The organism is Paranoxybacillus vitaminiphilus, from assembly GCF_003259935.1.
Lineage (GTDB): Bacteria > Bacillota > Bacilli > Bacillales > Anoxybacillaceae > Paranoxybacillus > Paranoxybacillus vitaminiphilus.
The window spans coordinates 1-24,451 of record NZ_QLMH01000002.1 but is presented as its reverse complement, the minus strand read 5'-3'; the positions used below and the strand labels follow the sequence as shown (position 1 = coordinate 24,451).

General features: G+C 40.3%; 22 protein-coding genes and 1 pseudogene. 19 read left to right on the top strand and 4 right to left on the bottom strand.

Annotated elements, in window-relative coordinates; genetic code table 11:
* Window positions 1-62: 62 nt before the first annotated feature.
* Entirely contained in the window at window positions 63-398 is a 336-nt protein-coding gene (locus tag B0I26_RS02535) for a hypothetical protein (RefSeq protein ID WP_111643915.1), read from the bottom strand.
* A 199-nt stretch (window positions 399-597) separates the two neighbouring features.
* On the opposite strand from B0I26_RS02535, the gene B0I26_RS02530 reads away from it, so the two are divergent.
* Window positions 598-1,641 carry a DUF7309 domain-containing protein gene (locus tag B0I26_RS02530; RefSeq protein ID WP_111643914.1) on the top strand — a complete coding sequence of 348 codons (1,044 nt, stop codon included), beginning with the start codon at window positions 598-600 and terminating at the stop codon, window positions 1,639-1,641.
* Between the two features lie 85 nt (window positions 1,642-1,726).
* Here the strand turns inward: B0I26_RS02530 and B0I26_RS02525 are convergent, their stop codons facing one another.
* Window positions 1,727-2,467, bottom strand: coding sequence for an NAD-dependent protein deacylase (locus B0I26_RS02525; protein ID WP_111643913.1), 741 nt, complete (start codon window positions 2,465-2,467; stop codon window positions 1,727-1,729).
* Window positions 2,468-2,697: 230 nt separating this feature from the next.
* Here B0I26_RS02525 and B0I26_RS02520 point away from each other — a divergent pair, with 230 nt between their 5' ends.
* The 8 genes and pseudogenes from B0I26_RS02520 to B0I26_RS02485 all read left to right on the top strand — a co-directional run.
* The gene (locus B0I26_RS02520) at window positions 2,698-3,549 is read left to right on the top strand and encodes a Cof-type HAD-IIB family hydrolase (RefSeq protein ID WP_111643912.1); all 852 of its coding nucleotides are present in this window, start codon (window positions 2,698-2,700) and stop codon (window positions 3,547-3,549) included.
* Between the two features lie 721 nt (window positions 3,550-4,270).
* Complete coding sequence (gene nikA / locus B0I26_RS02515; RefSeq protein WP_111643911.1) at window positions 4,271-5,794, top strand: nickel ABC transporter substrate-binding protein; 1,524 nt, start codon at window positions 4,271-4,273, stop codon at window positions 5,792-5,794.
* A 1-nt stretch (window position 5,795) separates the two neighbouring features.
* Window positions 5,796-6,737, top strand: a complete 942-nt coding sequence (gene nikB, locus B0I26_RS02510) for a nickel ABC transporter permease (protein WP_111643910.1) — start codon at window positions 5,796-5,798, stop codon at window positions 6,735-6,737.
* A gap of 23 nt (window positions 6,738-6,760) precedes the next feature.
* A complete protein-coding gene (gene nikC / locus B0I26_RS02505) occupies window positions 6,761-7,555 on the top strand; it encodes a nickel transporter permease (protein WP_181502699.1) in 795 nt (264 codons plus the stop codon).
* Window positions 7,556-7,567: 12 nt separating this feature from the next.
* Window positions 7,568-8,365: an ABC transporter ATP-binding protein gene (locus tag B0I26_RS02500; protein ID WP_111643908.1), complete on the top strand. Its 798-nt coding sequence runs from the start codon at window positions 7,568-7,570 to the stop codon at window positions 8,363-8,365.
* A gap of 16 nt (window positions 8,366-8,381) precedes the next feature.
* Complete coding sequence (locus B0I26_RS02495; RefSeq protein ID WP_111644314.1) at window positions 8,382-9,155, top strand: ABC transporter ATP-binding protein; 774 nt, start codon at window positions 8,382-8,384, stop codon at window positions 9,153-9,155.
* Between the two features lie 11 nt (window positions 9,156-9,166).
* Entirely contained in the window at window positions 9,167-10,471 is a 1,305-nt protein-coding gene (locus B0I26_RS02490; protein ID WP_111643907.1) for an MATE family efflux transporter, read from the top strand.
* Window positions 10,472-10,512: 41 nt separating this feature from the next.
* Window positions 10,513-10,770 (top strand): annotated as a pseudogene (locus tag B0I26_RS02485) (SDR family oxidoreductase); the annotation flags it as partial.
* A gap of 45 nt (window positions 10,771-10,815) precedes the next feature.
* Here the strand turns inward: B0I26_RS02485 and B0I26_RS02480 are convergent.
* Both B0I26_RS02480 and proB read right to left on the bottom strand, forming a co-directional pair.
* The gene (locus tag B0I26_RS02480) at window positions 10,816-12,057 is read right to left on the bottom strand and encodes a glutamate-5-semialdehyde dehydrogenase (RefSeq protein ID WP_111643905.1); all 1,242 of its coding nucleotides are present in this window, start codon (window positions 12,055-12,057) and stop codon (window positions 10,816-10,818) included.
* Entirely contained in the window at window positions 12,054-13,178 is a 1,125-nt protein-coding gene (proB, locus tag B0I26_RS02475) for a glutamate 5-kinase (protein ID WP_111643904.1), read from the bottom strand. Before proB ends, B0I26_RS02480 begins: the two co-directional genes overlap by 4 nt.
* A gap of 581 nt (window positions 13,179-13,759) precedes the next feature.
* Between proB and B0I26_RS02470 the strand changes: the two genes are divergently transcribed.
* From B0I26_RS02470 to B0I26_RS02425, 10 genes are all read left to right on the top strand, one after another.
* A complete protein-coding gene (locus B0I26_RS02470; RefSeq protein WP_245934700.1) occupies window positions 13,760-15,115 on the top strand; it encodes a hypothetical protein in 1,356 nt (451 codons plus the stop codon).
* Window positions 15,116-15,500: 385 nt separating this feature from the next.
* Entirely contained in the window at window positions 15,501-16,340 is an 840-nt protein-coding gene (locus B0I26_RS02465) for a citryl-CoA lyase (RefSeq protein ID WP_111643903.1), read from the top strand.
* 9 nt (window positions 16,341-16,349) lie between these two features.
* Window positions 16,350-17,777, top strand: coding sequence for an aldehyde dehydrogenase family protein (locus B0I26_RS02460; protein ID WP_409991402.1), 1,428 nt, complete (start codon window positions 16,350-16,352; stop codon window positions 17,775-17,777).
* Between the two features lie 42 nt (window positions 17,778-17,819).
* A complete protein-coding gene (locus tag B0I26_RS02455; RefSeq protein WP_111643902.1) occupies window positions 17,820-18,809 on the top strand; it encodes a zinc-dependent alcohol dehydrogenase in 990 nt (329 codons plus the stop codon).
* Between the two features lie 6 nt (window positions 18,810-18,815).
* Entirely contained in the window at window positions 18,816-20,579 is a 1,764-nt protein-coding gene (locus tag B0I26_RS02450) for a thiamine pyrophosphate-binding protein (RefSeq protein ID WP_111643901.1), read from the top strand.
* Between the two features lie 47 nt (window positions 20,580-20,626).
* On the top strand, window positions 20,627-21,040 hold the full coding sequence (locus B0I26_RS02445; RefSeq protein WP_245934699.1) for a cupin domain-containing protein: 414 nt from the start codon (window positions 20,627-20,629) through the stop codon (window positions 21,038-21,040).
* 51 nt (window positions 21,041-21,091) lie between these two features.
* The gene (locus B0I26_RS02440) at window positions 21,092-21,358 is read left to right on the top strand and encodes a hypothetical protein (RefSeq protein WP_111643900.1); all 267 of its coding nucleotides are present in this window, start codon (window positions 21,092-21,094) and stop codon (window positions 21,356-21,358) included.
* Window positions 21,351-22,550: a CaiB/BaiF CoA transferase family protein gene (locus B0I26_RS02435; RefSeq protein ID WP_111643899.1), complete on the top strand. Its 1,200-nt coding sequence runs from the start codon at window positions 21,351-21,353 to the stop codon at window positions 22,548-22,550. Before B0I26_RS02440 ends, B0I26_RS02435 begins: the two co-directional genes overlap by 8 nt.
* Window positions 22,551-22,637: 87 nt before the next feature.
* Complete coding sequence (locus B0I26_RS02430; RefSeq protein WP_111643898.1) at window positions 22,638-23,657, top strand: TRAP transporter substrate-binding protein; 1,020 nt, start codon at window positions 22,638-22,640, stop codon at window positions 23,655-23,657.
* 80 nt (window positions 23,658-23,737) lie between these two features.
* Window positions 23,738-24,322 carry a TRAP transporter small permease gene (locus B0I26_RS02425; RefSeq protein ID WP_111643897.1) on the top strand — a complete coding sequence of 195 codons (585 nt, stop codon included), beginning with the start codon at window positions 23,738-23,740 and terminating at the stop codon, window positions 24,320-24,322.
* The last annotated feature ends 129 nt before the right edge of the window (window positions 24,323-24,451 follow it).

Here is a 24,451-nt window from a genome sequence, read left to right as displayed (position 1 = left end):
GTTTTCATCGCTGGAGAAAGAGAAAAGTGAAAAGGCAGCTGATGAGGAAGATGGAAAACGGCTTACTGCTGCCGGTATAGCTCGCGGATTTTCCGTTCATGCTGAATCGTTTTGCTTGAAAGAAAGTCGACTGTTTCCTGTGTTTCAGTTAGTTCGGTGCGCAGGCTGTCTATTTTTGTTTCGAGCCGGTTGAATCGTTCGTTCATCTCATTCTCGAGCCGATCGATTCTTGCTTCCAATCGATTATTCATCTCTTGCATCTTTATTTCGAAACGTTCATTCATCTCTTGCATCTTTGTTTCGAACTGTTCGTTCATTTCCACCATTTGTGTGCGAAGTTGGGCTGCGTGAAGATCCAACGCTTTTAAAATTTCTTTCACTATTGTGTTTTGTTCCATTTTGTCACCTCCTTATGATTCATTATAAAGGAAATGGTAAAATGAGAAAAGATGAATCTACTGCTTGTTTACTTTTTTGTGAGAAATTTGAGAATTGCAGCGATGGAAATAATATCAATGATGTGAAATGTGTTACAATTACAATAAACAAAAGATCGATCAAGATACCTCGAAATATTTTGATAAAGGAGAAAAGCAAATGACTGATCAGTTAAAAGTTCAATTCAAAGACATCATGAAAGATAACGTGTGGACAGCGTTGCTGGAAAAAGCGAAATTATTCAGCCAGTTACAGCCATGGCAGTGGATGGATGACGATGAAATTTTTCTTGTTGTTGATCCGGAAACAGGAAAGAAATTGTTTTGTTCTGTCATCGGTGCGCTCGGTGAAGAGTTTGGTATGGTTGTTTATATTGGAGACGACGGATATAAAAGTTTGCGACAGACTCTAGAAAATCCAGCTTATTCTTCCGACTGCGTCTACTCCCAGCATGCGCTGCTCATCTCTTTTGTTAATCGAAATGAACTAGAAAAAGAAGATTACAAACTCATTCAATCGCAAGGAATGACGTTTAGAGGAAAAAAACAATGGCCGCAATTTCGCAGCTTCGTTCCTGGATATTATCCGTGGACGATTTCAGAAGAGGAAGCAAAATTGGCAATCGTTGCGCTAGATCAAGCCATTGATGTAGTGCGACGAGCGGAGAGCGGCTTTGTTATTCCACCTTTTTCAAGCGATGGAGCGATGTTTGCAAGAATCGGCGAAAAGAAAGGAAATGCCGTGGTGTGGCGTGATGAACTGATTTCGATGGACGAGCTGGAGATAAAAGGCGAGGAAACGGCGTATGAATTGCTTGTTGATCCGAAGCTGCTTGACACGGCTAAAAGAATCGGCGAAAAATATAACGCCCCGATCGAATTTGATGCTTCTTATGTGAATAAACCGGTTCAAGAGAAAAAAGGGGAGCGTCCGTATTTTCCAATTTTTGTTCTTGCGGCTGATTTGAAAACGCATCTTGTGATTCATCAAGATTTGTTGCCGCTAAATGACACGGCCATGCATGTACAAAAAAGCTTCCTTGACATGATTTTATCGCTTGGAAAAGTGCCGCGGGAAGTACGAATGAAAAGAACGACGAAAACGATGCTGGAACCTGTTCTGACACAACTTCCGATTCGTGTTTTAGAAGTTTCACAAGTTCCAATCATTGAACATGTAAGAAGGCTTTTTGAGAGATTTTAACATGTTCACCGGGAAGTCTCCCACCTCTAAACAATGTGTAGGTGGGAGAGGTTCATCCGGACCAATAGGATGTTTTTTGCTCATATTACAAATGTTGCTTGATTTTTGCAACCGTATTTCCTATTCCTTCATGAATCACAATATCGAATAAATCATCCATTTTTGTTGGTGTTTTATTAATAATGACTTTTTTGCTTTTCGGAGCTTCATAAGATAAATAAACAGGAATTTGATTAACAGGAGATACCTCAAGGCTTGTTCCCATTGCAATAAAAAGATCGCTGTTATAAGCTTTATTTAACGCTTCATCGAAATGTTGAACCATACCGCCAAACAGCACAACATCTGGTTTTAGAATAAAATTGCAGCTTGTTTTATTGCATCTTGGAATATCGTGTGCGTTAATAAACTTTAAATCGTATGTTGTTTTGCATTTTGGACATGTAGCCGTTTGCAAAGTTCCATGCAATTCAATAATATTGGAATTTCCTGCTTTATGATGTAATCCGTCAATATTTTGTGTCAAAATCGTTACGTTTTTCCCCATATCTTCTAATTCCTTTAAAAATAAATGTCCTTTGTTTGGTACAAAATTTCCCATTAACTTTAAAGAAAAAATTCGTTTATATTTTAGCCAAAAATCTTTTGGGTTTTTATTAAAATAGTATTCTGATATATAATGCTCGACATTTTCTTCTTGCGAATAAATCCCATTCTTGCTTCTAAAATCAGGAATTCCTGATTCTGTACTCATTCCTGCTCCGGTAAAAATGGTAATGTTTTTTGCGTTTTGAATGATCTTTGCAAGTTCTTTTATTTTTTCCATGGGCACACTCCTTTCTTTTTCTCTCTTAGCATAATTGTATAAAATTTATTACTGAATGAATAATTACATTTTCTGATAATAAATAGTTATTAACTTCAATAACTGCTTCTCTTTTACATAATCCCATCGGCAAAATCCTAATTTTGTATTATAATAATATAGAACTTTAATACAGTAAAGTTACTTTTCCATAATCAGCCAAATTCTATAAAGAAATGAGGGACGCAGCGATGCTCATTGCTTTAGACATGGACGGAACGTTGTTGAATTCGGAAGGGCGGATTAGCGGGAGAAATAAAGAAGCGATTGTGCGTGCGCAAAAGGCGGGGCATATTGTCGCGATTGCGACAGGCCGGGCGTATAAAGACGCGTATCGGCAGCTGGAGCGAGCCGGTCTTGTCTGCCCGATCATCGGTTTGAACGGCGCTTCGATTACTCTTGCCGACGGAACGCTGATGGATGATGTTCCATTAGAGAAAGAGAAGTTGATTCCTGCGCTCGAGTGGGTCCGCCGGCAGCCTGATTTGTATTGTGAAATTTATGCTGATCATGCGGTGTATGTCGGCTTACATAACCGAAAACATCTCGAGGATCTTGCGGACAGTGTTGCACAATCATACCCTGACTTAAGAGAGATTGTGAAGAAACAGTTTCAGCAGGCGATCGTTACATATGTGAACGACATTCGTGAGGTATGGTTAGAGAAGAATACGGTTTTTTATAAGGTTCTTATTTTTTCATTAAATAAAGGCAGGTTAGAAGAAGCTTCATTGAAATTGAAAGATGTTCCCGGCGTGACGGTGACTTCTTCGCATCCGAACAATATCGAAATCAACCACGAACAGGCGACGAAAGGGCATGCGTTAACGAAACTCGCATCCTATTACAAGATCGATATGAAAGACACAGCAGCGATGGGAGATAGTCATAATGACCTTTCGATGTTTGCCGTTGCCGGTTATCGTGTGGCGATGGGAAATGCCGCTCCGAAAGTAAAAGAAAACAGCGACTTCATTACAGCGGCGAATGACGAAGATGGAGTGGCGCTTGTTTTAGAGGAACTTGTAAAAAGACATCGCTAAGTGGAATTTTCCTTGAGAAGATAGACAGTCTTCTATATTTTAGAGGACTGTTTATCTTTTATGATATACTTTTACTCGTTTCGGTCGGTTTTTTACAATACCATCATAGTGTAATATTGCGTAGATGGTATTAGGGATAAAAAAGACCGTTATGTTATTGTTCGTTTGGTAGCTGTGGTTCATTTGTAAAGAAAGTAACGATATTAATAGGAGTGTTATCATTACAAAGAAAAATTGCATCCGTAACGGAAGTCAGCAGGAGGATTGGCACGGCTGTTTGTGAGACGTAGCGAACAGTGACAGGAACGGTTCGTCAAAGAAAAAGCGGTAAAGGAAATAAAAGCAGAACACCTTCCATCAACCAACTGTCATTTTGGATGAGGAAGGTGTTTTTTTGCTTCTTACTTAACAAATTCAAATTTGTTTTAATACTGAAAACCATCCTATTCACGTTCAAAACGGATTTTTTCATTTAGCCGTAACATTACATAATGTTCCCATCATTCGCAATTTATTCTATTTTCTTTCACAAATTTAACAAAATTTTATCTTACAGTTAAGAGAGTGAATGATAGCATGATTTTGAATAAAGGAGAAGCGTACCCCATAGGGAATGATAGTTTATTTTGATGGGAAAAATTATTTACATTTATGAAAAGTTTATATATCATAATCAATAATAGTAATCATTACGATTTATAGAAGGTTAGGAGGTAAAGAAATGTTTCAACATCTCAAACGTTTGTTCATATTGCTGTTTATCGTTATGCTTGCTGGGTGTTCCCTATCATCCTCTGGGGAAGAAAAGAAAGGAGGAAAAGAATTAACGTTGCTTTTTAATTTCCCGACGGATACGTTAGACCCGCATTTAGATAGTAATTATACGGCTGTTCGTGCAGGGGTCGGAGAAACGCTTGTCAAGATTAATGAGAAGCTGGAACTTCAACCTTGGTTGGCTGAAGAATGGGAAAGCAAAGATGGACAACATTGGACAATTAAAATTCGTGAAGGCGTCACCTTCCATAATGGAAAAAAAGTTGATGCTCAAGCTGTGAAGGATTCTTTAGAAAGGGCCATCAAAGATAGTCAAGCTGTAAAAGCAGCTTTAAAGATTCGTAAGATAGAAGCAAATGGCCAACTGCTAATCATTGAAACAGAAGAAGTATTTCCGCAATTTCCTTCAGAGCTTGTGCATCCAAACACAGCGATTATTGATGTGAGCGAACAGAACTTTGATAAAAAACCGATTGGCACAGGACCGTTTAAGGTGTCTTCTTTTGAGCCAGGGGTAGCTCTGAAGGTTGAACGTTTTGAAAAGTATTGGGACGGTAAAGCAAAACTTGAAAAAGCGACGTTTGCCTTTAACGAGGATGCGAATGCGCGGCTAATGGCGCTTCAATCAGGGGATGCGGATATTATTTTTAGACCGCCGGTTGAAAGTCTGGAGCAGTTAGAAAAAGAAGGAAATGTAAAAGTGCAGTCCGTACCCAGCTTACGCACACATCAGTTGACATTTAATATGGATAGTCCATATATGAAAGATGAAAATGTTCGGAAAGCTATCGATGCGTTCGTTGATCGCAAAGAAATTGCGGAACAGATTTTGAGCGGACATGCGGTAGAAGCGAAAGGTCCTTTCTTGACAGATTTTCCTTTCACACCATCTTATGAAGAGAAGAAACACGGAATCGAAGTGGCGAAACAATATTTTATCCAAGCAGGATTTAAAGTTGAAAACGGGAAACTTACGAAAGATGGAAAAAACGTTCAATTAAAAGCACTGACGTACTCAGCACGTCCTGAACTTCCTTTAATTGCCCAACTATTGCAATCAAAAGCGAAGGAACTTGGAATCGAGATAAAGATTCAACAGGTGGAAAATATTGATGAGTATTTGGCAAACAACGATGATTGGGATTTGGTTACATACAGCAATTTAACGGCTCCTCGCGGTGATGCGGCATACTATTTGAACGCAACATACGGGCCAAATGGAGCATTAAATTACGCTCACATTGATCATCCTCAGTTAACAAAGATCATTAACAAGTTGAACCAAACTGTTGAAGTGAATGAACGTAATGAGTTGGCAAAGCAAGCGTTAGTGATTATTGATCAAGAAGCGCTGCATTCCTTTATCGTACATCCGAATATTATCGTTGCCTATCGTGATAACGTAAAAAATTGGGTGACGAGCCGAAGCGAGTATTACATGTTAACAAAAGATTTGGATGTGGATAAATAAAATGGCTTATATAGTGAAAAGAATGATGGAGTTTCTATTATTTTTTCTCCTGCTTTCTTTTGTAAGTTTTGTATTTATAAAATTAGCACCGGGTGATCCTGTCAAGCAGATGCTCCGGGTCGATGAAGTGGCTGTTACGAAAGAACAGATCGAATCACTACGAGAGGAACTCAAGTTGAATGAACCTTTATACGTTCAATATTGGTATTGGTTAAAACGATTTTTTCAGTTTGATTTAGGTCATTCTTACATGACAAAGAAGCCGGTTTTTGATGAGTTGCTGTCGAGATTTCCAGCAACGGTTATGCTTACATGTACTTCGTTAATGGTGATGGTCTTTATTTCTGCGCCTTTGGGCACTTTGTCTGCGCTGTACAAAAATAAATGGATCGACCATGCGAGCCGCTTATTTGCCCTTGTTGGGTCCTCTATCCCCAGCTTTTGGCTGGGGCTTATTTTGATGGACCTCTTTGCCGTTAAACTTAATTTGTTACCGAGCATGGGAAAAGGGACATGGAAGCATCTCATATTGCCTTCGCTTACATTAGGGATTGCGATGTCAGCGGCTTATGTTAGACTGCTGCGGTCAAGTTTGTTGGAAAGTTTTCATAAAGACTATGTGAAAGCGGCAAGGTCACGTGGAATTAGCGAAAAGCGCATATTTTTCTTTCATGTTTTCCGTCACTCGCTCATTCCCGTTATCACAATTTTCGGGATGAGTCTTGGAAGTTTAATTAGCGGCACAGTTGTCATCGAGGTACTGTTTTCCTATCCAGGAATCGGAAAATTAATCGTTGATGCGATTGTTCGTAGGGATTATCCAGTCATTCAAGGGTATGTATTGTTTATTTCTCTTTTGATTGTCATGATTAATATTTTTATTGATATTTGTTACCGATACTTAAACCCTGAAATACGTTTAAAAGGGGTAGAAAGACGTTGAAAATTGCTAAATATGACTATTCGATGATAAGAAAATGGCTTCCTGTTCTTTTTTTATTTGCATATGTAATCACTGTAGCCATTGCCCCTGCATTTGCTCCTTATGATCCGCTAGAAATCAATATGAGCGATCGCTTGAGCGAACCAAGCGAGAAACATTTATTAGGAACAGACCATCTTGGGAGAGACTTGTTTTCTAGAATACTGGCAGGAGGACGAGTCACTGTAGGTACAGGATTTCTTGTATTAACGATTATTTTGATTGTGGGAGTTCCTTTAGGAATGTTGTCAGGATTTATCGGTGGACGATTTGATCGTTATTTTATGAGAATAATAGACGCCTTTCTTGCTTTTCCTGATTTTATTATTGCTATTGTTCTCAGTGGAATTTTAGGCCCGGGTATGGTGAATTTAGTTCTGGCTATTGTTGTTGCGAAATGGGGGAGCTACGTGCGGTTAGTTCGCAGTACTGTATTAGCGGAGAAGGAAAAAGATTATGTGTTGATGGCTGTGATCAGCGGCTTACCCGCTTATAAAATTATCCGAAAACATTTGCTTCCTCACGTAATGGGAAATGTGCTTGTTTTAGCAACGTTAGATCTCGGGAAGATCATCTTAATGATTGCTTCCCTATCTTATATCGGTTTAGGGGCACAGCCTCCAACACCTGAGTGGGGGGCAATGCTGAATGAATGCAAGCCGTACTTTTACAGTTCCCCGCATTTAATGGTGATTCCTGGAATTTTCATTATGTGTACAGTACTTATATCTAATTTAGCAGGGGATATGTTAAGAGATCGGTTGGATATAGAAAAGTAAAGGGGGAATACGATGACCTTGCTATCTGTTAGAAAACTGAACATTGCTTTTCATAACAAGCCTATTTTGAAAAATGTTGACTTTAATATTCGACAAGGGGAATGGTTTACATTGATCGGTGAAAGCGGAAGCGGTAAAAGTATCACCGCTTCCGCCATTGGAGGATTGCTCCCGGGAGAGATGATCATAACATCCGGAAGCATTTGTTTTGAAGATAAGGATATAACGATGCTTTCAAATAAAGAGTTTCGAAAACTAAGAGGAAAAGAAATTTCATTTGTTTTTCAAGACTATCAAAGTTCGTTTACTCCTTTTATTAAAATAGGAAAACAAATGGATGAAATGATACAGGCTCATTGTCAACTAACAAAAGAAGAAAGAAGAGAAAAGGCACTTGAAGCGTTGGAAGAGGTACAATTACCCGCAGAGCGTGTGTATGATAGTTATCCGTTTCAGTTAAGCGGAGGGCAACTGCAACGGGCATCCATTGCCATGGCGATGATGCTTAAACCTAAACTACTCATTGCGGACGAGCCGACTACTGCGCTTGACAGCATCACAACAATCCATGTGTTAGAGATAATGGCAAACATGAAAAAGAAAATGAATTGTTCGATTTTATTTATTACACATGATATAAGGCAAGCTAAAAAATATTCCAATACGATCGGAGTCATGAAACAAGGAGAGATTGTTGAAATAGGAACAAAAGAAACAATCATGTATCATCCTTCTCATCCTTATACGAAATTATTATTAAATGCTGCACCGACCATTAGACGTTTAGATCAAAACATCGTTTTACAATAGAAGGGAAGCAATCATGATGTTGGATGTACTGACTGCCAGAAATATTAAAAAAACGTATTCATCCGGTTATCGGGCTGTAAACGGTGTGTCTATATCGATAAAAAAAGGCGAATGTGTAGGGCTTATCGGAGAAAGCGGCAGCGGAAAAAGTACATTGGCGCGCTGCTTGCTTATGTTAGAAAAGCTGGAGGAAGGAGAAATTTTTTTATACGACAAGCCATTGCACTTGATGAAGAAAAGAGAAATTCGAAAAGTGCGCCACCATATGCAAGCTGTATTTCAAAACCCGTCAGCAGCCATTAATCCGAAACTAAAGATTATGGATTCACTAATGGAAGTTTTGGATACGCATCCTGAAATAACACCTGTTTATATACAAGATGTCAGAGAGGATCGGGAACGATGCGCTGCCCGATTGATGGAAATGGTAGGGTTGCCAAAGCGTTACTTGTATTGTTATCCCCATGAGTTAAGCGGTGGTCAAAAGCAACGTGTATCTATCGCCCGAGCGATTAGTATAGAGCCATCCATTATCATCTTAGATGAACCAACCGCAAGTTTAGATGTATGTACACAACAACAAATATTAAATCTCTTAAAGGAATTGCAAAAACAATTGAACCTCTCATATTTATTTATTTCTCACGATCTTTCGACAGTTTATTTTTTGAGTGAGCGTATTTTCGTGATGAAAGAAGGGGTTTTTCTCGACAGCTTTTATAAAGATGAATTGTTCTCTTTACAACGTCATCCATACACGAAAAAGCTAATAAGCTTGTTTGAAAGTTAAGGGGGACAACAATGACTCATCGAACATACCTTTCTTTAGCAATCCCGCTCATTATTTCAACCATTACTACTCCACTATTAGGAGCTGTCGATACCGCAGTTGTAGGACAACTTTCTAATCCAGCATACATTGGTGGTGTAGCGGTAGGAACGATTATTTTTAATACGATGTATTGGTTGTTCGGCTTTTTAAGAGTGAGCACGTCCGGTTTTACGGCTCAAGCCTATGGTGCGCAAGATGACAAGCAATGTTTTCTGTATTTAGCAAGACCGTTTCTCATTGCGTTATTCATTGGAATCATTTTTATCTTGATTCAGTCACCGATTAAGTCCAGCGCATTAACACTGATCAATCCAGATAAAAATGTAACCATATTTGCAGACGAGTATTTTTCACTTCGTATTTGGGGAGCACCATTTGCGTTAGCTAACTATGTCATTCTCGGCTGGCTTATGGGAATGACGCGTATTAAAATTTCTTTATTTTTACAAGTGTTTATGAATGCATTGAATATTGTGCTTGATTTATTTTTTGTTAATATCCTTCATCAAGGAGTGAAAGGCGTAGCTGCCGCTACATTGATTGCAGAAATGAGTGCATTTTTGATTGGCATGTATATGGTTTTAAAGTCTTTAAATCTCCGTCTTTCTGCAATTTCCAGCAACGAACTGTGGAATATAGAAGAGTTTAAGAAAATGATGACGGTCAATCGAGACTTGTTTATTCGTACTATTTGTTTATTAACAGTATTTAACATGTTTACGGCGAAAGGTGCAACGTTTGGCACTGAAATTTTAGCGGCAAATACCGTTCTTATTCAAATCCATTACATCATGGCCTATTTTTTTGACGGATTTGCCAATGCAAGCAGTATTTTAGTCGGGAAAGCTGTCGGTGCAAAAGACGAAAGTTTGTATAAACGTACTTTATTATTGTCTTTCCAGTGGGCAATCATTTCTTCTTTGCTCGTTATGCTCGTTTATATAGCGCTTAAAAATCCAATTCTACAAGTGTTTACAAACAATGAAAACGTGATTAAACTTGCCAGCTCGTATAGTGTTTGGGTGGCTATTTTCCCTGTTGCAGCGGGTTTCGGCTTAATTTTTTACGGTGTTTTTACAGGTGCAACAAAAACAGCTCCCATTCGGAACTCAATGCTTATCTCGCTGGCGTTCTATGTTATTTTTCTGCTGATGTTTACACCTTCTTTGCATAATCATGGGTTATGGCTTTCGTTTATTATTTTTAGTTTAGGTCGTTCGTTATTTTTGGTAATGTACATTCCTAGATTGAATAGAACATTATTTGAAAAATGAAATGTGGTTTATTTTATGTATCTCACTTTTTGAATGAAATTAAAGGAGCAATAGAGGCAGTTGTGAAAACGTTTGCTGTTGAAGCGGCGGCAAAAGGCATTACTGTTAATGCGATTAATCCGAGGCCGACGGATACGGGATGGATGAACGAAGAAATTAAACAACAACTCCTCCCAAAATTCCCGTTCGGCCGAATCGGCATCCCGCATGATGCCGCCCGGCTTATTCGTTTTCTCGCAAGCGAAGAAGCGGCATGGATTACCGGGCAAGTAAGGTGGGTTTATACTATACGAAACTAGCGATTAATAAATGCCAGCCCCCCCGGTGTGGAGGCTGGCTGTTTTTTACACCCGAATTTGTCCTGTTCCATATACAAGCGATTTCGTCGTTGTAATGGCGCGCAATCCCATTGGGCCGCGGGCGTGCAATTTTTGCGTGCTAATGCCAATCTCCGCTCCATAGCCGAATTGTTCGCCATCTGTAAAGCGGGTCGATGCGTTATGATAAAGAACAGCAGCATCGATCGATTGAAAGAATAAGTGAACGTTTTCCTGATTCTCAGAAACAATGGCTTCGGAATGCTTTGTTCCATATTGATCAATATGCTGAATCGCTTCCTTCACATTTTTAACGAGTTTGACCGCTAAAATCGGTGCTAAATATTCCGTGCTCCAATCCGCTTCATTTGCTTGATGAACAAATGAGTACGAGGAGAAAAGCGTGTTGTCGCCGCGAAGCTCGACACCTTTGCTGTGTAAAGCGGCCAACAACTCTTGGACGTAAGGCCAGTTTTCGTGAATTAAAACAGTTTCGACAGCGTTGCAGACGGATGGACGCTGTGTTTTGGCGTTAAGGACAATGTCAATGGCCATTTGTTTTTGGGCGGATTCATCAATAAAAATATGGCAATTGCCAACCCCTGTTTCTAAGACAGGAACGGTTGCGTTTCGAATCACAGACTGGATGAGGCCGGCTCCCCCCCGTGGAATTAATACGTCTAAATACTCGTTTAGTTGAAACATTTGATTCGCCGTTTCGCGGCTTGTATCTTCCAAAAGCTGGACGGCATCTGCAGGAATAGCCGAATGGGCCAGAGCTTGCTGCATGACGTGAACGAGTGCTTTATTGGAACGGAGCGCCGATGAGCTTCCGCGCAGCAGTACCGCATTTCCTGCTTTTAAGCAAAGGGTTGCCGCATCGACGGTTACATTCGGCCGCGCCTCATACACCATGCCGATGACGCCAAGAGGAACACGAATGTTTTTGATTCGTAATCCATTTGGCCGGGTCCATTCTTCGACCGTTTCGCCAATTGGATCAGGAAGGTTGATCACTTGGCGGACGCCATCGACGATTTGCATGAGGCGCTCGTTTGTCAGCTGCAGGCGATCAATTAATGCGGGAGAAAGTCCTTGTTCTTTTCCAAGTGCGACATCTTTTTCATTTTCCTCAAGAATCCATTCCTTTTGTTCAATGAGCGCATCGGCAATTTTAGCCAATGCTTCATTTTTTTCATTCGTCGATAGAACCGCTAATGTTTTTGCTGCTTTTTTTAATTGTTGGGCTTTTGTTAATAATTCGCTCATTTTACCAAACTCTCCTTTCTTAATGATACCCAGTTATCGCGATGAATGACTTCCGGCCGATGATTGATGGAATATAGTTTTGCTTTATCGCTTGACCATCCTTTTACTTTTTCTAAGTCAGCGGAAGAGTAATACACTTGACCTCTGCCGATAACGGCTCCTTTTTGATTGACGACTTCGACGACATCAAGTGCCTGGAATGTACCGAAAACATTTGTTACACCGGCTGGCAATAGACTTTTTTCACGCCGTAAAAGGGCGGCTTCTGCTCCTTCGTCGACTTCAATTTTCCCGGCAACATGTGCGTGGTAGGCGATCCACTGCTTTCGCATTTGCATATGGGATTGAAACGGGGCGCCAATATATGTGCCGTCTCCTTTTCCTTCTAAAATGTCGCGAAGCTTTTCTTTTCCTTTACCTGTTCCGACAAACACGCTTACCCCAAATGAAAGGGCTTTTTGCGCTGCAAGCAGTTTTGATTTCATCCCTCCAGTTCCAACAGATGAACCGCTGCCGCCTGCTGCTTCGATTAAATCGTCCGTAATTTCGGCCAGGAAGTTGTATTTTTTCGCGTCTTTATTCGTTTTCGGATCGCGATCGTATAAACCGTTAATATCCGTTAAAATAATTAAAGCATCGGCGTGTAAAAATCCGCTGACAAGGGCGGAAAGCATATCATTGTCACCGAAAGTCAGTTCTTCAACGGAAACGGAATCATTTTCATTAATGATCGGTACTACGCCGCAATTTAACAATTCGGATATCGTCGAGAATAAGTTATGAAACCGTTCCCGGCTATAAAAATCTTCTCTCGTCAGTAAAATTTGTCCGGTAACAATCCCAAATTGCCGGAATGCCGAAATATAGCCTTGCATTAATAAACCTTGCCCAACGGCTGCCGCTGCTTGTTTTCCTGCCGTTGCTTTCGGCCGCGATGGATAGCCGAGCGGACCGAAACCAGCAGCGACCGCACCCGAAGAGATTAAAATGACTTCATGACCTAACTCTTTTAAATAGGCAAGCGCTTCGACATGATCGAAAAGCTTTTGTTCAGAAAGCGCGCCTTTCTTATCGGTAAGAGAGCTGCTGCCAATTTTGACGACCACCCGCTGTTTTTTCATCCGATCACCTCTTTTGTCGACTAGTTATTCTCTTCCTTAAAAACGGGTGATTTATGAAGTTTTTAACGGCTTTATTTATATGAATTAAAGAAAAAACGCTTTTCCCCTTCCTGTAAAAGGACGGAAAAAGCGTTTCCGCGGTACCACCTTTTTTGGTGCATGCGCACCCAACTCTTGTCCCGTAACGTGGGAAAGACGGCTTATGTTTGCATAAGCGGCCGTGCAGGGCAGGTTCAATCGACTTCCCGTGAGGAACCTTCCAGCCTATGGGTTCCACTCTCTTGCACGTTCCATCGATCTACTAGTCCCGTACCGTTTTCATTATGAACGATTTTTTCAGAATTATCTATCAGAAAAGGAATTTTGTCAAGACCTATATAAAAAAGCGGAACAATCGAAATGAAAGGTATTGACAGATGCATATGGATATTTGAGGATATAAATGGAAGTTTCAATTTATATCCAAATTCATGAAAGAAAGGATGGACTGTATGTTTGTTCTGTGGAAAAACAGGCCTGTGCCGAAAGAAAAATGAGAAAAGGTCCGGCTGAATTTTAATGATGAAAGGATGAGATAAAGAGTGCGTATTTATGTTTATACTGCACTAATCGCATTGTATATCGTATCCCAGTTTATTTCCGAGCCTATTATCAACTATAGTATTGGAATGATAGCTGCAGCTGCATTAGTGATTTCAGCTTTTTATGCTAAAGGAGTCTATTTCATATCAGGCGCTATTTTTTTGGTTGTTGGAACGATTTTATTTATATACAATAAGCTCCCATGGTATACATTTATTTTGCATTTCGAGCAAGTACTGGGATTACTTTCTCTTTTTTTCGTATTGCCGTTTATGAATTCGCTTATTCGTGTCGGCCGTTACGATCAAAATCTTAGCTTATGGCTGCAGCATAAGATGACGGATATGGGTACGTTATACCGGCGCAGTTTTAGTGTTTGCCACTTATTAGGGCTGTTTCTTAATATTGCGACAGTGCCGCTGTTAGTAAAATCGCTTCATGCCGCATTGAGGGAGCTTCCGAAACATATCGCCAATAAGTTTTATACACAAAATTTATTGCGGGCATATGCGTTATGTCTTACATGGAGTCCGATGGAAGTGATGATAAGCACAACGATCGATATGACAAATGTAAAATATTATATCATCTTGCCGATCCTGCTTTTCATCGTCATGATAATGGTCATTGTCGAATGGTTTTTCACATCATATAAATACCGCCATCTTTCTGTATCACAGGTTGATTTGCAGACTGAACATTCCAAACAACTGTATCAAAAAGTGATCCAATTGATAGCCATGCTAGTCGTATTTATTTTCGCGGTTTCGTCGATACAGCATCTGTTTCATAAAGGATTTCTGTTTTCTGTCGTCATTTTGCTCGTTCCAGTTTCTCTATTGTGGGCGATGTTAATTAGAAGAACAAAACGATATATCGTCATCGCAACACAGCATTGGAAAGAGCGGACGAAAGGATTAGCCAATTATTTTTTTATGTTTTTGAGCGCCGGGCTTTTTGTGGAAATGTTGTCTCGTTCTCGATTGCAGACGGTGTTGGAAGCAATGTTCCAACTTGGAACAAAACAAACGCTGTGGTTGTATGCCATGATTGGCATCTATTTTCTCGTTACTTCTTTTATCGGGTTTCATCCTTTAGTCGGGCTCACTTTACTTGCTTCATTATTGCAGCCGATTTTGCCAACGATTCCTGCCGTTCCTTTATCGATTGTGTTGATATGCTGCAGCTTATCGACCGTGATGTATAGTCCTTACAACATATCTGTGTCGATTTTAGCGGAAGAATTGAAAACGAATCCGTACCGCATTGGAGTATGGAACATTTGGTTTGCGCTCGGCTATATGGCCGTCAGTATTTTCGTTGCATTTTTCATCGAAAAAATATTTTGGTATTGACAACGTTTACAAAAGAACATATAATCAGCGTAAAGTGATGCACTTTTCTGATAAATCACACCATTCCGATAATTTATTAGATCGATCTAATTGGTTTAGTTGTGATGACTTTTTATCTTTGATGTCGCCAATCATCATATGAAGGGAGGAATCATGGGGGAGTATAATTAAAAAGTTGTTTTAGATCGATCTAACAAACAAATAAATTAGATCGATCTAATAGATTAATAAAAAAAGTGATTTTTAGATCGATCTAATAAACAGTTTAGATGAAGAATTTATAGTGAGAATTCCATAGCTGCCTTTTTAGATCGATCTAACAAACGTGTTTCAATTTCTTGCGCCATAAATCATACAGATGCTTGTCCACAAGGAGAGAACATAGATGAAGCAAAGAAGCGCCTTAGATATGTATGCCAATGGAACGGCCTGGTGGGAGACATCCATCAGCGATATTAAAAAAAATGAAATTATTATTAGAGGATATCCGATTGAGGAATTGATCGGGAACGTATCTTACAGCCAAATGCTTTATCTATTATTATGCGGGGAGATTTTGAGTGAAAAAAAGGCGAAGCTGTTAGAATGCGTTCTCGTAGCAGGAGCGGATCACGGTCCGCGCGCTCCTTCGATTGCAGCGGCAAGAATGGCAGCTACTTGTGGCATATCGTTTAATTCCTGTGTAGCAACGGGAATTAATGTACTTGGCGATGTGCATGGGGGAGCTGTAGAAAAGGCGATGCATTTGTTTTATTCCACAGCTTCATTCGTTGCTGCCCACCCACAGCGGAGCATTTCTTCGATTGTAGAAGAACAGTTTGAAAAATTTAAGAATGAAGGAAAGAAATTACCGGGATTTGGTCATCAGCTGCATGATGATGATCCCCGTGTCAGACGGCTTTACGAGTTAGCCCAAAACTTAGTTGAAGAAGGAGAAATAGAAGGACGATATTTAATGATTGCGGAGGCATACCGGGCACACCTGGAACAATGGAAAAAGAAGAAAATCACGATGAATATCGATGGTGTTGCTGCTGCAATCCAATGCGAGTTATCGATCCCTGCTGAATCAGCAAAAGGAATTTTTGCCCTTTCAAGAGGAATGGGAATTGTCGCCCATGCTTTTGAAGAACTGAAAAATGGAGTATTGATTAAAGGACCATGTCCGAACCGGGACGATTTAGTTCGTTACTCAGGACCTTCTAAACGTCATCTTGAAAAGTAGGTGATTACAGTGAGAAAAGCACAGCCATATATTAACGGGAAATGGATTGATTCGAATCGGCAAATCGTGCCTGTCAAAAGTCCTTACTCCGGGGAAGTGATTGGTGAACAATGGTTTTCAACGGCTGAAGATGTTGAAAATGCTTTAAAGTCCGCTTATGAAGCGAAAAAGGAGATTGCCCGCATTCCTTCTTATGAACGTGCCAAGATTTTAAAGAAAGCAGCTATGCTGCTTGAAAACGAAAAGGAAAAGTTTGCTAGACTCATTTCTCTTGAATTAGGAAAGCCTTTAAAAAATACATTAGATGAAGTGTCCCGTTCGATTGAAACGTTGGAGCAATCCGCCGAAGAAGCAAAAAGATTAATGGGAGAAACGATCCCCGGGGATGCTTCGAAAAGGGGAACGAAAGCGATGGCGATGACGTTCCGTGTTCCGGTTGGAGTTGTCGCTGCGATTACACCATTCAACGCGCCGTTAAACCTTATTTGTCATAAAATAGGGCCGGCGTTTGCAGCAGGCAATAGCATTATTTTAAAGCCGGCGCCGCAAACTCCGTTGATCGCAACGGAATTATTAAAACTATTGCTGGAAGCTGGATTTCCAGAGCGTGGTATAAACATGGTTCTCGGTGGAGTGGAAGTCGGACAGCAAATCGTCAAAGATGACCGCGTCAATGTCATTTCGTTTACCGGTGGAGTCGTCGCCAGCCGCAATATATGCGAGCTTGCCGGAATGAAAAAAGTGCTGCTTGAGCTTGGGGGAAATGCAGCGACCATTGTTCATGAAGATGCCGATTTACAACGTGCTGCTGCCCTTTGTGCAAAAACAGGATATAGCAATTCAGGGCAAAGCTGCATATCGGTGCAAAGAATCTACGTTCATCAGTCCGTTGTTGAACCATTTACACAACTTTTAAAAGAAGAAGTGGCAAAGCTGAAAATTGGAGATCCGCTATTGCCGGACACAGACGTTGGATGCTTAGTCGATGAAATGGCTGCCGAGCGCGTGATGGATTGGATTGAAGAAGCATTGAAATCGGGGGCAAAGCTAATATTCGGAGGTAAAAAACACGGAGCGACCGTAGAACCTACTATTTTACTTAACCCTCCTAAACATAGCAAAGTAGTTTGTCAAGAAGTGTTTGGCCCAGTGGTAAGTATTATTCCTTATCAAACAATTGAGGAAGCGATTGAAGAGGCGAATGATTCTTCCTTTGGGCTCCAGGCCGGGCTCTTTACGAATCAAATTGATTTAGCTTACAAAGTAGCACATGAATTAGAAGTAGGAGGAGTCGTTATAAACGGAACGTCTAATTTTCGATTAGATCATTGGCCTTATGGTGGTGTGAAGAACAGCGGCATCGGCCGAGAAGGTCCGCGTTATGCGATTGAAGAGATGACAGAGTTAAAGATGATTGTGTTCCAAATCCCGGAATAGATTAAGTAGTTTACGAGCGAAATGAACATGGTGGTGGACATAATGCTGGAGCTATATTTAAAAAAACCAAACGAACTAGAACTGCGGCATGTAAACTCTCTGCCTCCTCCTAAAGATGATGAAGTAAAAATTCAAGTCATTTATGGAGGAATTTGCGGCTCTGATTTAAGTGTTTTCAAAGGAAAACTTCACTATGCTACGTATCCCATACGGCCCGGTCACGAACTATTAGGCATCGTGGTGGAAAAAGGAAAGAAGGCGAAGCATGACATAGGAACCCGGGTCGTTGTTCTGCCAAATACGTATTGCGGAACGTGTGATTTATGTGTAAAAGGCTATACGAACATTTGCCGCAATAAAAAGTCATTAGGCGTCAATGCGGACGGGGGGTTTTCACAAGAGTTCCTTATTTCATCAAAATATGTTTTGCCGATTCCTGATGACTTACCGGATGAAAGAGCGGTGTTAATTGAACCGTTTGCGGTGATTGTACATGCTTTTAAAAAAGTACACATTACGAAAGATACATCGATTGCGATTATCGGCTGCGGCAATGAAGGGATGTTAGCGGCTGCGTTAGCGCACCATTTAGGAGCAAAAGTGACAGCGATTGATATTAACGACAAGAAGCTTGAACTCGTTAAAAAAATTGGCGATATTCACACCATTTTCCCGCAGGAGCTGCAAAATGAAACGTTTGATGTTGTGTTTGAAGCGGCAGGAACAAAAAGCTCTGTTGAACAAGGGATTAAGCTGGTAAACCCGGGGGGAGCTATCGTTTTAATTGGTTTGGTACAGGAGGCCAATTTTCCAGTTATTCATATCGTGCGCAACGAATTGACGTTATACGGAACGATTATTTATCAGTTCCCATCCGATTATCTACAAGCAATTGAGTATTTACGAGATCCATCGTTTCCTATTGATCCGATCGTGTCTAAAATTTTACCGGTTACCGATTATCGGCATGCTTATGAAATGGCTGCTTCAGGTAACTTTGGCAAGGTCATTTTAAGTTTCAAGGAGGTATAACGGATTATGAAAGAATTAATTTCCCATCAATTAGTGAAATATTTAGAAAATCGGGGTGTGGAACATATTTTCGGTCTTTGCGGCCATACGAATATCGCTGTATTAGCCGCATTGGAGAAAAGTACGATCAAGTTTATTAACGTAAGACACGAACAAATTGCTGCACATATGGCAGATGGATATGCAAGAGCGAAAAAGACAACAGCGGTCGTTTTGTGCCATGTCGGTCCCGGATTAACGAATGCGGCAACAGGTGTCGCAAATGCAGCTCTTGACTCCGTACCAATGGTCGTGATCGCGGGCGATGTGCCAAGCCATTATTATGGAAAGCATCCGCACCAAGAAATTAATCTTCACGCAGATGCGTCCCAATATGAAATTTATCGTCCGTTTGTTAAACGTGCTTGGCGTGTAGACCGTCCGGAGTTATTCCCGGAAATTATTGAAAAAGCGTTCCAATTAGCAGAAAGCGGAAGACCTGGCCCGGTGTTAGTATCTGTGCCGATGGATATTTTTTCAAAAGAAGTGGATGTGGCTTTATTTGAAAAACTGAACCATCATACGAAAAAGCTGCACAAACCTTCTATCGATAACGAAACCGCTAAACAAATTGTTGAAAAGCTGATTAGTGCGAAAAATCCTTTGATTTATGTAGGCGGAGGCATCATGTTAGCGGATGCTTCTAAAGAATTGCAGGAGCTTGTGGATCATCTTAGCATTCCAGTCGCTTATACTTTGATGGGTAAAGGAGCGATTTCGGATGATCATCCATTTACTCTTGGAATGACAGGTTTCTGGGGAACTAAATTTGTTAATGATACTTGTCGAAATGCTGACCTCATTTTAGCATTAGGTACACGATTCTCTGAAGCGGATTGCAGTTCTTGGGAGTCGGAATATACCTTTAATATTCCGGTGACGAAACTGATCCATATTGATATTGATCCAAATGAAATTGGCAGGAACTATCCTACGGAAATTGGGGTAGTGGCAGACTTAAAGCAGGCTCTGACTGTGCTTAACCGCGTGGCAAAAGAAATGGTGCCGAACGGAAAACAAAATAAAGAATTACAACAACAGATTGCTGATTATAAACGAGATTTTAGAAGACAGAATCACGAACATATTGAAAATAATGGTTATCCGATGAGACCAGAACGCATCCTTCAAGAAGTGCGCGAAGTATTGCCGAGAGATGCTTATATTACAACGGATGTCGGATGGAATAAAAACGGGGTAGGACAGCAATTTCCAGTCTATGAACCTGGCACAATTCTGACTCCTGGCGGTTATGCAACAATGGGATTTGGCGCTCCAGCTGCCCTCGGAGCTAAAATTGCCCAACCTGATAAAGTAGTCATTTCTTTAGTCGGTGATGGAGGATTCGGGCAAAATCCAGCTGTACTGGCAACAGCTGCCGAAGAAAATATCCCGGTTGTCTGGGTCATTATGAACAACTATGCGTTCGGTACGATTGCCGGGCTGGAAAAAGCTCATTTCGGAACGACTCACGGCACTGTGTTCCAAAGAGATGGAAAACCGTATTCACCTGATTATGCGAGCATTGCAAAAGCGTATGGAATTGAAGGGGTAAAAATTCAATCGGCCGAAGAGTTTAAACCTGCCCTGCAGCGTGCCATCGAGTCTAATAAACCGTTTGTGATTGATGTCGAAATGCTAAATGTACCAACACCGACAGCAGGTCATTGGAATATTATGGACATTTATTCGCCAGGTAAGAACGTTCATCATGTATCTGTAAATATCTGAAAATTATTTATTGTATAAATATTTAAAATGTAAAGGGGGAATGATAGATGAATAAAGAAACAATCGTGAAAGAGGAAATGAAAATTAAAGTTCTCGATCCATTTAAAGACGGGAAGGAATTATGGTTAGGATTAGACAAACCGGAACTAAATCAGATTCGTAAGGTGTTCCAACTGATCACACCTGAAACTGTAGGTTCGAAGCATATGATGGCTGGAATTACGATCTTTGCCCCTGGGGAAGCAAGTTCTCTTCATAACCACCCCGGATCTGAGGAATTGGATGTAGTGATTAAAGGTTCTGGGGAAGTGGTTGATGCCAACGGAAATCGACGCCCGTTTAAAGAAGGCGACTATATGTTCATTCCAGAAGGTGAATACCATCAGCATGTAAATACGGGAAATGAGCCGCTTTGGTTATTATGGTGCTATAGTCCGCAAGGTTATTTACCTAAGGACTAATCGGGAATGGAGGGATTTTCCCTCCGCTCATCCCGGCAAAGGGGGAAATTTATGAAATCAAAATACGACGAACTATTTAGCTCCTTGGGTTATGAGGCTTTAAATGTCGTTATTGGTATTAATCCCTGTTCCATTTCTGAGGAAGAAGTTAAGAGACTAATAAACCTGATTGGTTTATCAGAAAACGATCCATCCCTTGAATCAGAAATGGAAAATATTATACAGAAATATAGTAATAATGCTGAAATGAAATTAAGGATGCTGCTTCATCTTGAACAACGCTATACAACTAATAGAAAGAGGGAGGACTATGAGTAGATTGCCATTAGAAGGAGTCAAAGTACTTGATGTATCTACTATGATTGCTGCGCCCTTTGGTGCCGTATTGCTCGGAGATTTTGGCGCCGATGTCATTAAGGTGGAAATGCCGGAAAAAGGAGACACTTTACGGCACGTGGGACCTTTTCTAGGGCATGAACCGCTGCGATGGCCTGGTTTATCCCGGAATAAAAAATCACTCACTCTTGATTTACGCAAAGAAGAAGGTATGGAAATTTTTAAAAAACTTGTCAGTAAAGTTGACATACTAATTGAAAACTTTAGACCGGGCACCTTGGAAAAATGGGGAGGCGGATATGAAGAACTCAAAAAAGTTAATCCTAATTTAGTTATGATACGTGTATCAGGATACGGACAGACCGGCCCGTTCCGTGAAAAAGCCGGCTTTGGAACTCCCGCTACTGCTTTTAGTGGATTTACGTATCTTCAAGGGTTTCCTGATCGGCCTCCTGTCAGTCCACCTTTCTCTTTAACAGATTATATTACAGGAATTTACGTTGCTTTTGCTGCGGTGACGGCCATCTATTACCGGGATGTGAATCCGAACGGCGAAGGACAAATGGTCGATATCGCCTTATATGAATCCGTATTTCGAATGTTGGAGTTTTTAATTGCTGAATACGATAAGCTGGGGAAAATTCGGGAACGGTCACCAGGATTAACAGGACACTCGAGCCCGGCGGGAACATTTATGACAAAGGATGGCCATTGGGTTGTATTAGTTACAAGTACAGATTCTACGTTTGAACGGCTTGCTAAAGCGATGAACAGAGAAGATCTTTTAACAAACGAGAAGTTTTGTACAAACGAGCGGAGATTGCAGCATAATGACGAAATAAATCAAATTGTTGCTGATTGGATTCAGTCGATGCCAAGGGAAGAACTCCTGCAGCTGTTAGATAAATACGGTGTCCCTGTCAGCCCGATTTTAAATATTAAAGACATTTTCGAACATCCGCATTATCAAGCGCGTGAAAACATTATTGAAGTCAAACATCCTCGTCTTGGAAAAATCAAAGTGCCAGGAATTATTCCGAAATTTGAAAAGACACCGGGAAGCATCCGGAATATAGCACCTGATTTAGGGGAACACAATTACGAAATTCTTCATGACATGTTAGGATTATCATCATCAGAAATACAAGAGCTTCAACAGAAAAAAGTAATATAAGAGAAAAGGCACAGACAAAATCACTCGCCTATTTTAAACTTTAATTAATTATAAAAAATGAAATCAATCAAAAGGGGTGTGGTTACTTTGAAAAAACTTCTTATTTTGTTGCTAACTTGTATTCTGGCTCTTGTGGGGTGTTCTAATGGTTCAAGTTCAGGAGAAAAGAGCAATGAAGCTGGAACTGCAAAACAAAAAGTAATGAAATTAGCTGTTGTTACATCGAAAGATCGCTCCCTTACAAAAGGGCTATATAAATTTGGTGAAATCGTCGAAAAAGAAACAGGGGGATCGATAAAAGTAGAAGTTTACCCTGATGGACAGCTCGGAGGAGATTTAGCTGTTTTCGAAGGTTTGAAGATGGGTTCCATCCAAGGAACTACCATGTCGACAGGACCAATCTCATCATTTGCTCCACGCTTCGCTGTTTTAGATTTGCCGTTTTTATTTAAAGATTCAGAAACCGCTTACAAAGTGTTGGACGGAGATGTTGGAAAAGAATTACTAAACGATTTACCGAGTGTAGGAGTGATTGGTCTAAATTATTGGGAGAATGGATTCAGACATTTAACAAACAACGTGAGAGAAGTTAAGACGGTTGATGATATTAAGGGACTAAAAATTAGAACGTTAGAAAACGAGCTTCATATTGATTTGTGGAAGGAATTAGGCGCTACTCCTGTTCCGATGGCGTATACGGAATTATTTACAGCATTAGAGCAGCGTGTTGTTGATGGTCAGGAAAATCCGGTCGGAAACGTAAAAACAGGTAAATTTAATGAAGTGCAAAAATATTTAACGAAAACTGGCCATGTTTATAACGCAAGTGTATTTATGATTAGCAAAAAGTTTTGGGATACACTCTCTGACAAGGAAAAAGAGATTATTACGAAGGCTGCAGAAGAAGTAAAAGATTATCAGCGGAAATTAAACCAACAAGAAGATGTTGAATCATTTGACTATTTGGAAAAACAGGGAATGGTGATTACAGAACTAACTCCTGAAGAAAAACAAAAATTTGTCGATAAAGTACAGCCGATTTACGAAAAATATTCGTCAGAATTTGGAAAAGATCTTGTTAATCAGTTACTAGAAGCAGGAAAATAACGTGTTACACCGGTAACTCTTAAGGGGGGAAAAGTACTCTCTTAAGAGTTATTTTACAATATTAGTAAGGAGGAGTGCGGATGAAAAAAATCGTACTTATGCTTGACAAACTGCTGCATGTATTAATGGCATTATGTTTAGCGTTCATGGCGATTCTAGTCTTTGGAAATGTGGTGTTGCGTTATGCTTTTCATTCCGGTATTACATGGTCGGAAGAAATGTCTCGTTTCTTATTTATTTGGATGATATTTTTAGGAGCAATTGGCGCTCTGAAGGATAACGATCATTTAGGTGTGGATACGCTACTTAAGAAACTGCCGTTGAGTGCCAAACGAGTTGTCTTTATTCTTAGTAATTTAATCGTTCTTTATGTACTCTGGCTAGTTCTTGATGGAAGCTGGAAGATAACCATGACTAATATGCATAGTACAGCGCCTGCGACAGGTTTGCCGATAGCTTATGTTTATGGAATCGGTATCGTTATGAGTATCGGAATGGGAATCATTGTATTGTTTAATACTTATCGTGCTTTATTTCGAACAGATACGATAGAAGAACTTACCCGGATGAAAGAATCAGAAGAAGAAATTATGGAGGCAGTTCACGAAGAAATCATGGAATCGCATCATGGTCAGAAACGAGATGCTGTTGGAGGTGAAAGATAAGATGGCGTTGGCTGTCTTTGTTGGTTCGTTAATCGGTGTCATGGCGTTAGGGATGCCTATTGCTTTTGCACTTTTGGTAAGCGGTGTTGCCCTGATGTTTTATCTTGATATTTTTGATACCCAGATTAT

Bases quoted from the DNA above. Each gene is read 5' to 3' on its own strand.
- B0I26_RS02425 (WP_111643897.1), top strand. From the start codon at position 23,738: ATGAAAAAAATCGTACTTATGCTTGACAAACTGCTGCATGTATTAATG.
- B0I26_RS02535 (WP_111643915.1), bottom strand. From the start codon at position 398: ATGGAACAAAACACAATAGTGAAAGAAATTTTAAAAGCGTTGGATCTT.
- B0I26_RS02445 (WP_245934699.1), top strand. From the start codon at position 20,627: ATGAATAAAGAAACAATCGTGAAAGAGGAAATGAAAATTAAAGTTCTC.
- nikC (WP_181502699.1), top strand. From the start codon at position 6,761: ATGATAAGAAAATGGCTTCCTGTTCTTTTTTTATTTGCATATGTAATC.
- B0I26_RS02525 (WP_111643913.1), bottom strand. From the start codon at position 2,467: ATGGAAAAAATAAAAGAACTTGCAAAGATCATTCAAAACGCAAAAAAC.
- B0I26_RS02490 (WP_111643907.1), top strand. From the start codon at position 9,167: ATGACTCATCGAACATACCTTTCTTTAGCAATCCCGCTCATTATTTCA.
- B0I26_RS02530 (WP_111643914.1), top strand. From the start codon at position 598: ATGACTGATCAGTTAAAAGTTCAATTCAAAGACATCATGAAAGATAAC.
- B0I26_RS02455 (WP_111643902.1), top strand. From the start codon at position 17,820: ATGCTGGAGCTATATTTAAAAAAACCAAACGAACTAGAACTGCGGCAT.
- proB (WP_111643904.1), bottom strand. From the start codon at position 13,178: ATGAAAAAACAGCGGGTGGTCGTCAAAATTGGCAGCAGCTCTCTTACC.
- B0I26_RS02480 (WP_111643905.1), bottom strand. From the start codon at position 12,057: ATGAGCGAATTATTAACAAAAGCCCAACAATTAAAAAAAGCAGCAAAA.
- B0I26_RS02500 (WP_111643908.1), top strand. From the start codon at position 7,568: ATGACCTTGCTATCTGTTAGAAAACTGAACATTGCTTTTCATAACAAG.
- B0I26_RS02450 (WP_111643901.1), top strand. From the start codon at position 18,816: ATGAAAGAATTAATTTCCCATCAATTAGTGAAATATTTAGAAAATCGG.
- B0I26_RS02440 (WP_111643900.1), top strand. From the start codon at position 21,092: ATGAAATCAAAATACGACGAACTATTTAGCTCCTTGGGTTATGAGGCT.
- B0I26_RS02520 (WP_111643912.1), top strand. From the start codon at position 2,698: ATGCTCATTGCTTTAGACATGGACGGAACGTTGTTGAATTCGGAAGGG.
- B0I26_RS02495 (WP_111644314.1), top strand. From the start codon at position 8,382: ATGTTGGATGTACTGACTGCCAGAAATATTAAAAAAACGTATTCATCC.
- nikA (WP_111643911.1), top strand. From the start codon at position 4,271: ATGTTTCAACATCTCAAACGTTTGTTCATATTGCTGTTTATCGTTATG.
- B0I26_RS02435 (WP_111643899.1), top strand. From the start codon at position 21,351: ATGAGTAGATTGCCATTAGAAGGAGTCAAAGTACTTGATGTATCTACT.
- B0I26_RS02465 (WP_111643903.1), top strand. From the start codon at position 15,501: ATGAAGCAAAGAAGCGCCTTAGATATGTATGCCAATGGAACGGCCTGG.
- nikB (WP_111643910.1), top strand. From the start codon at position 5,796: ATGGCTTATATAGTGAAAAGAATGATGGAGTTTCTATTATTTTTTCTC.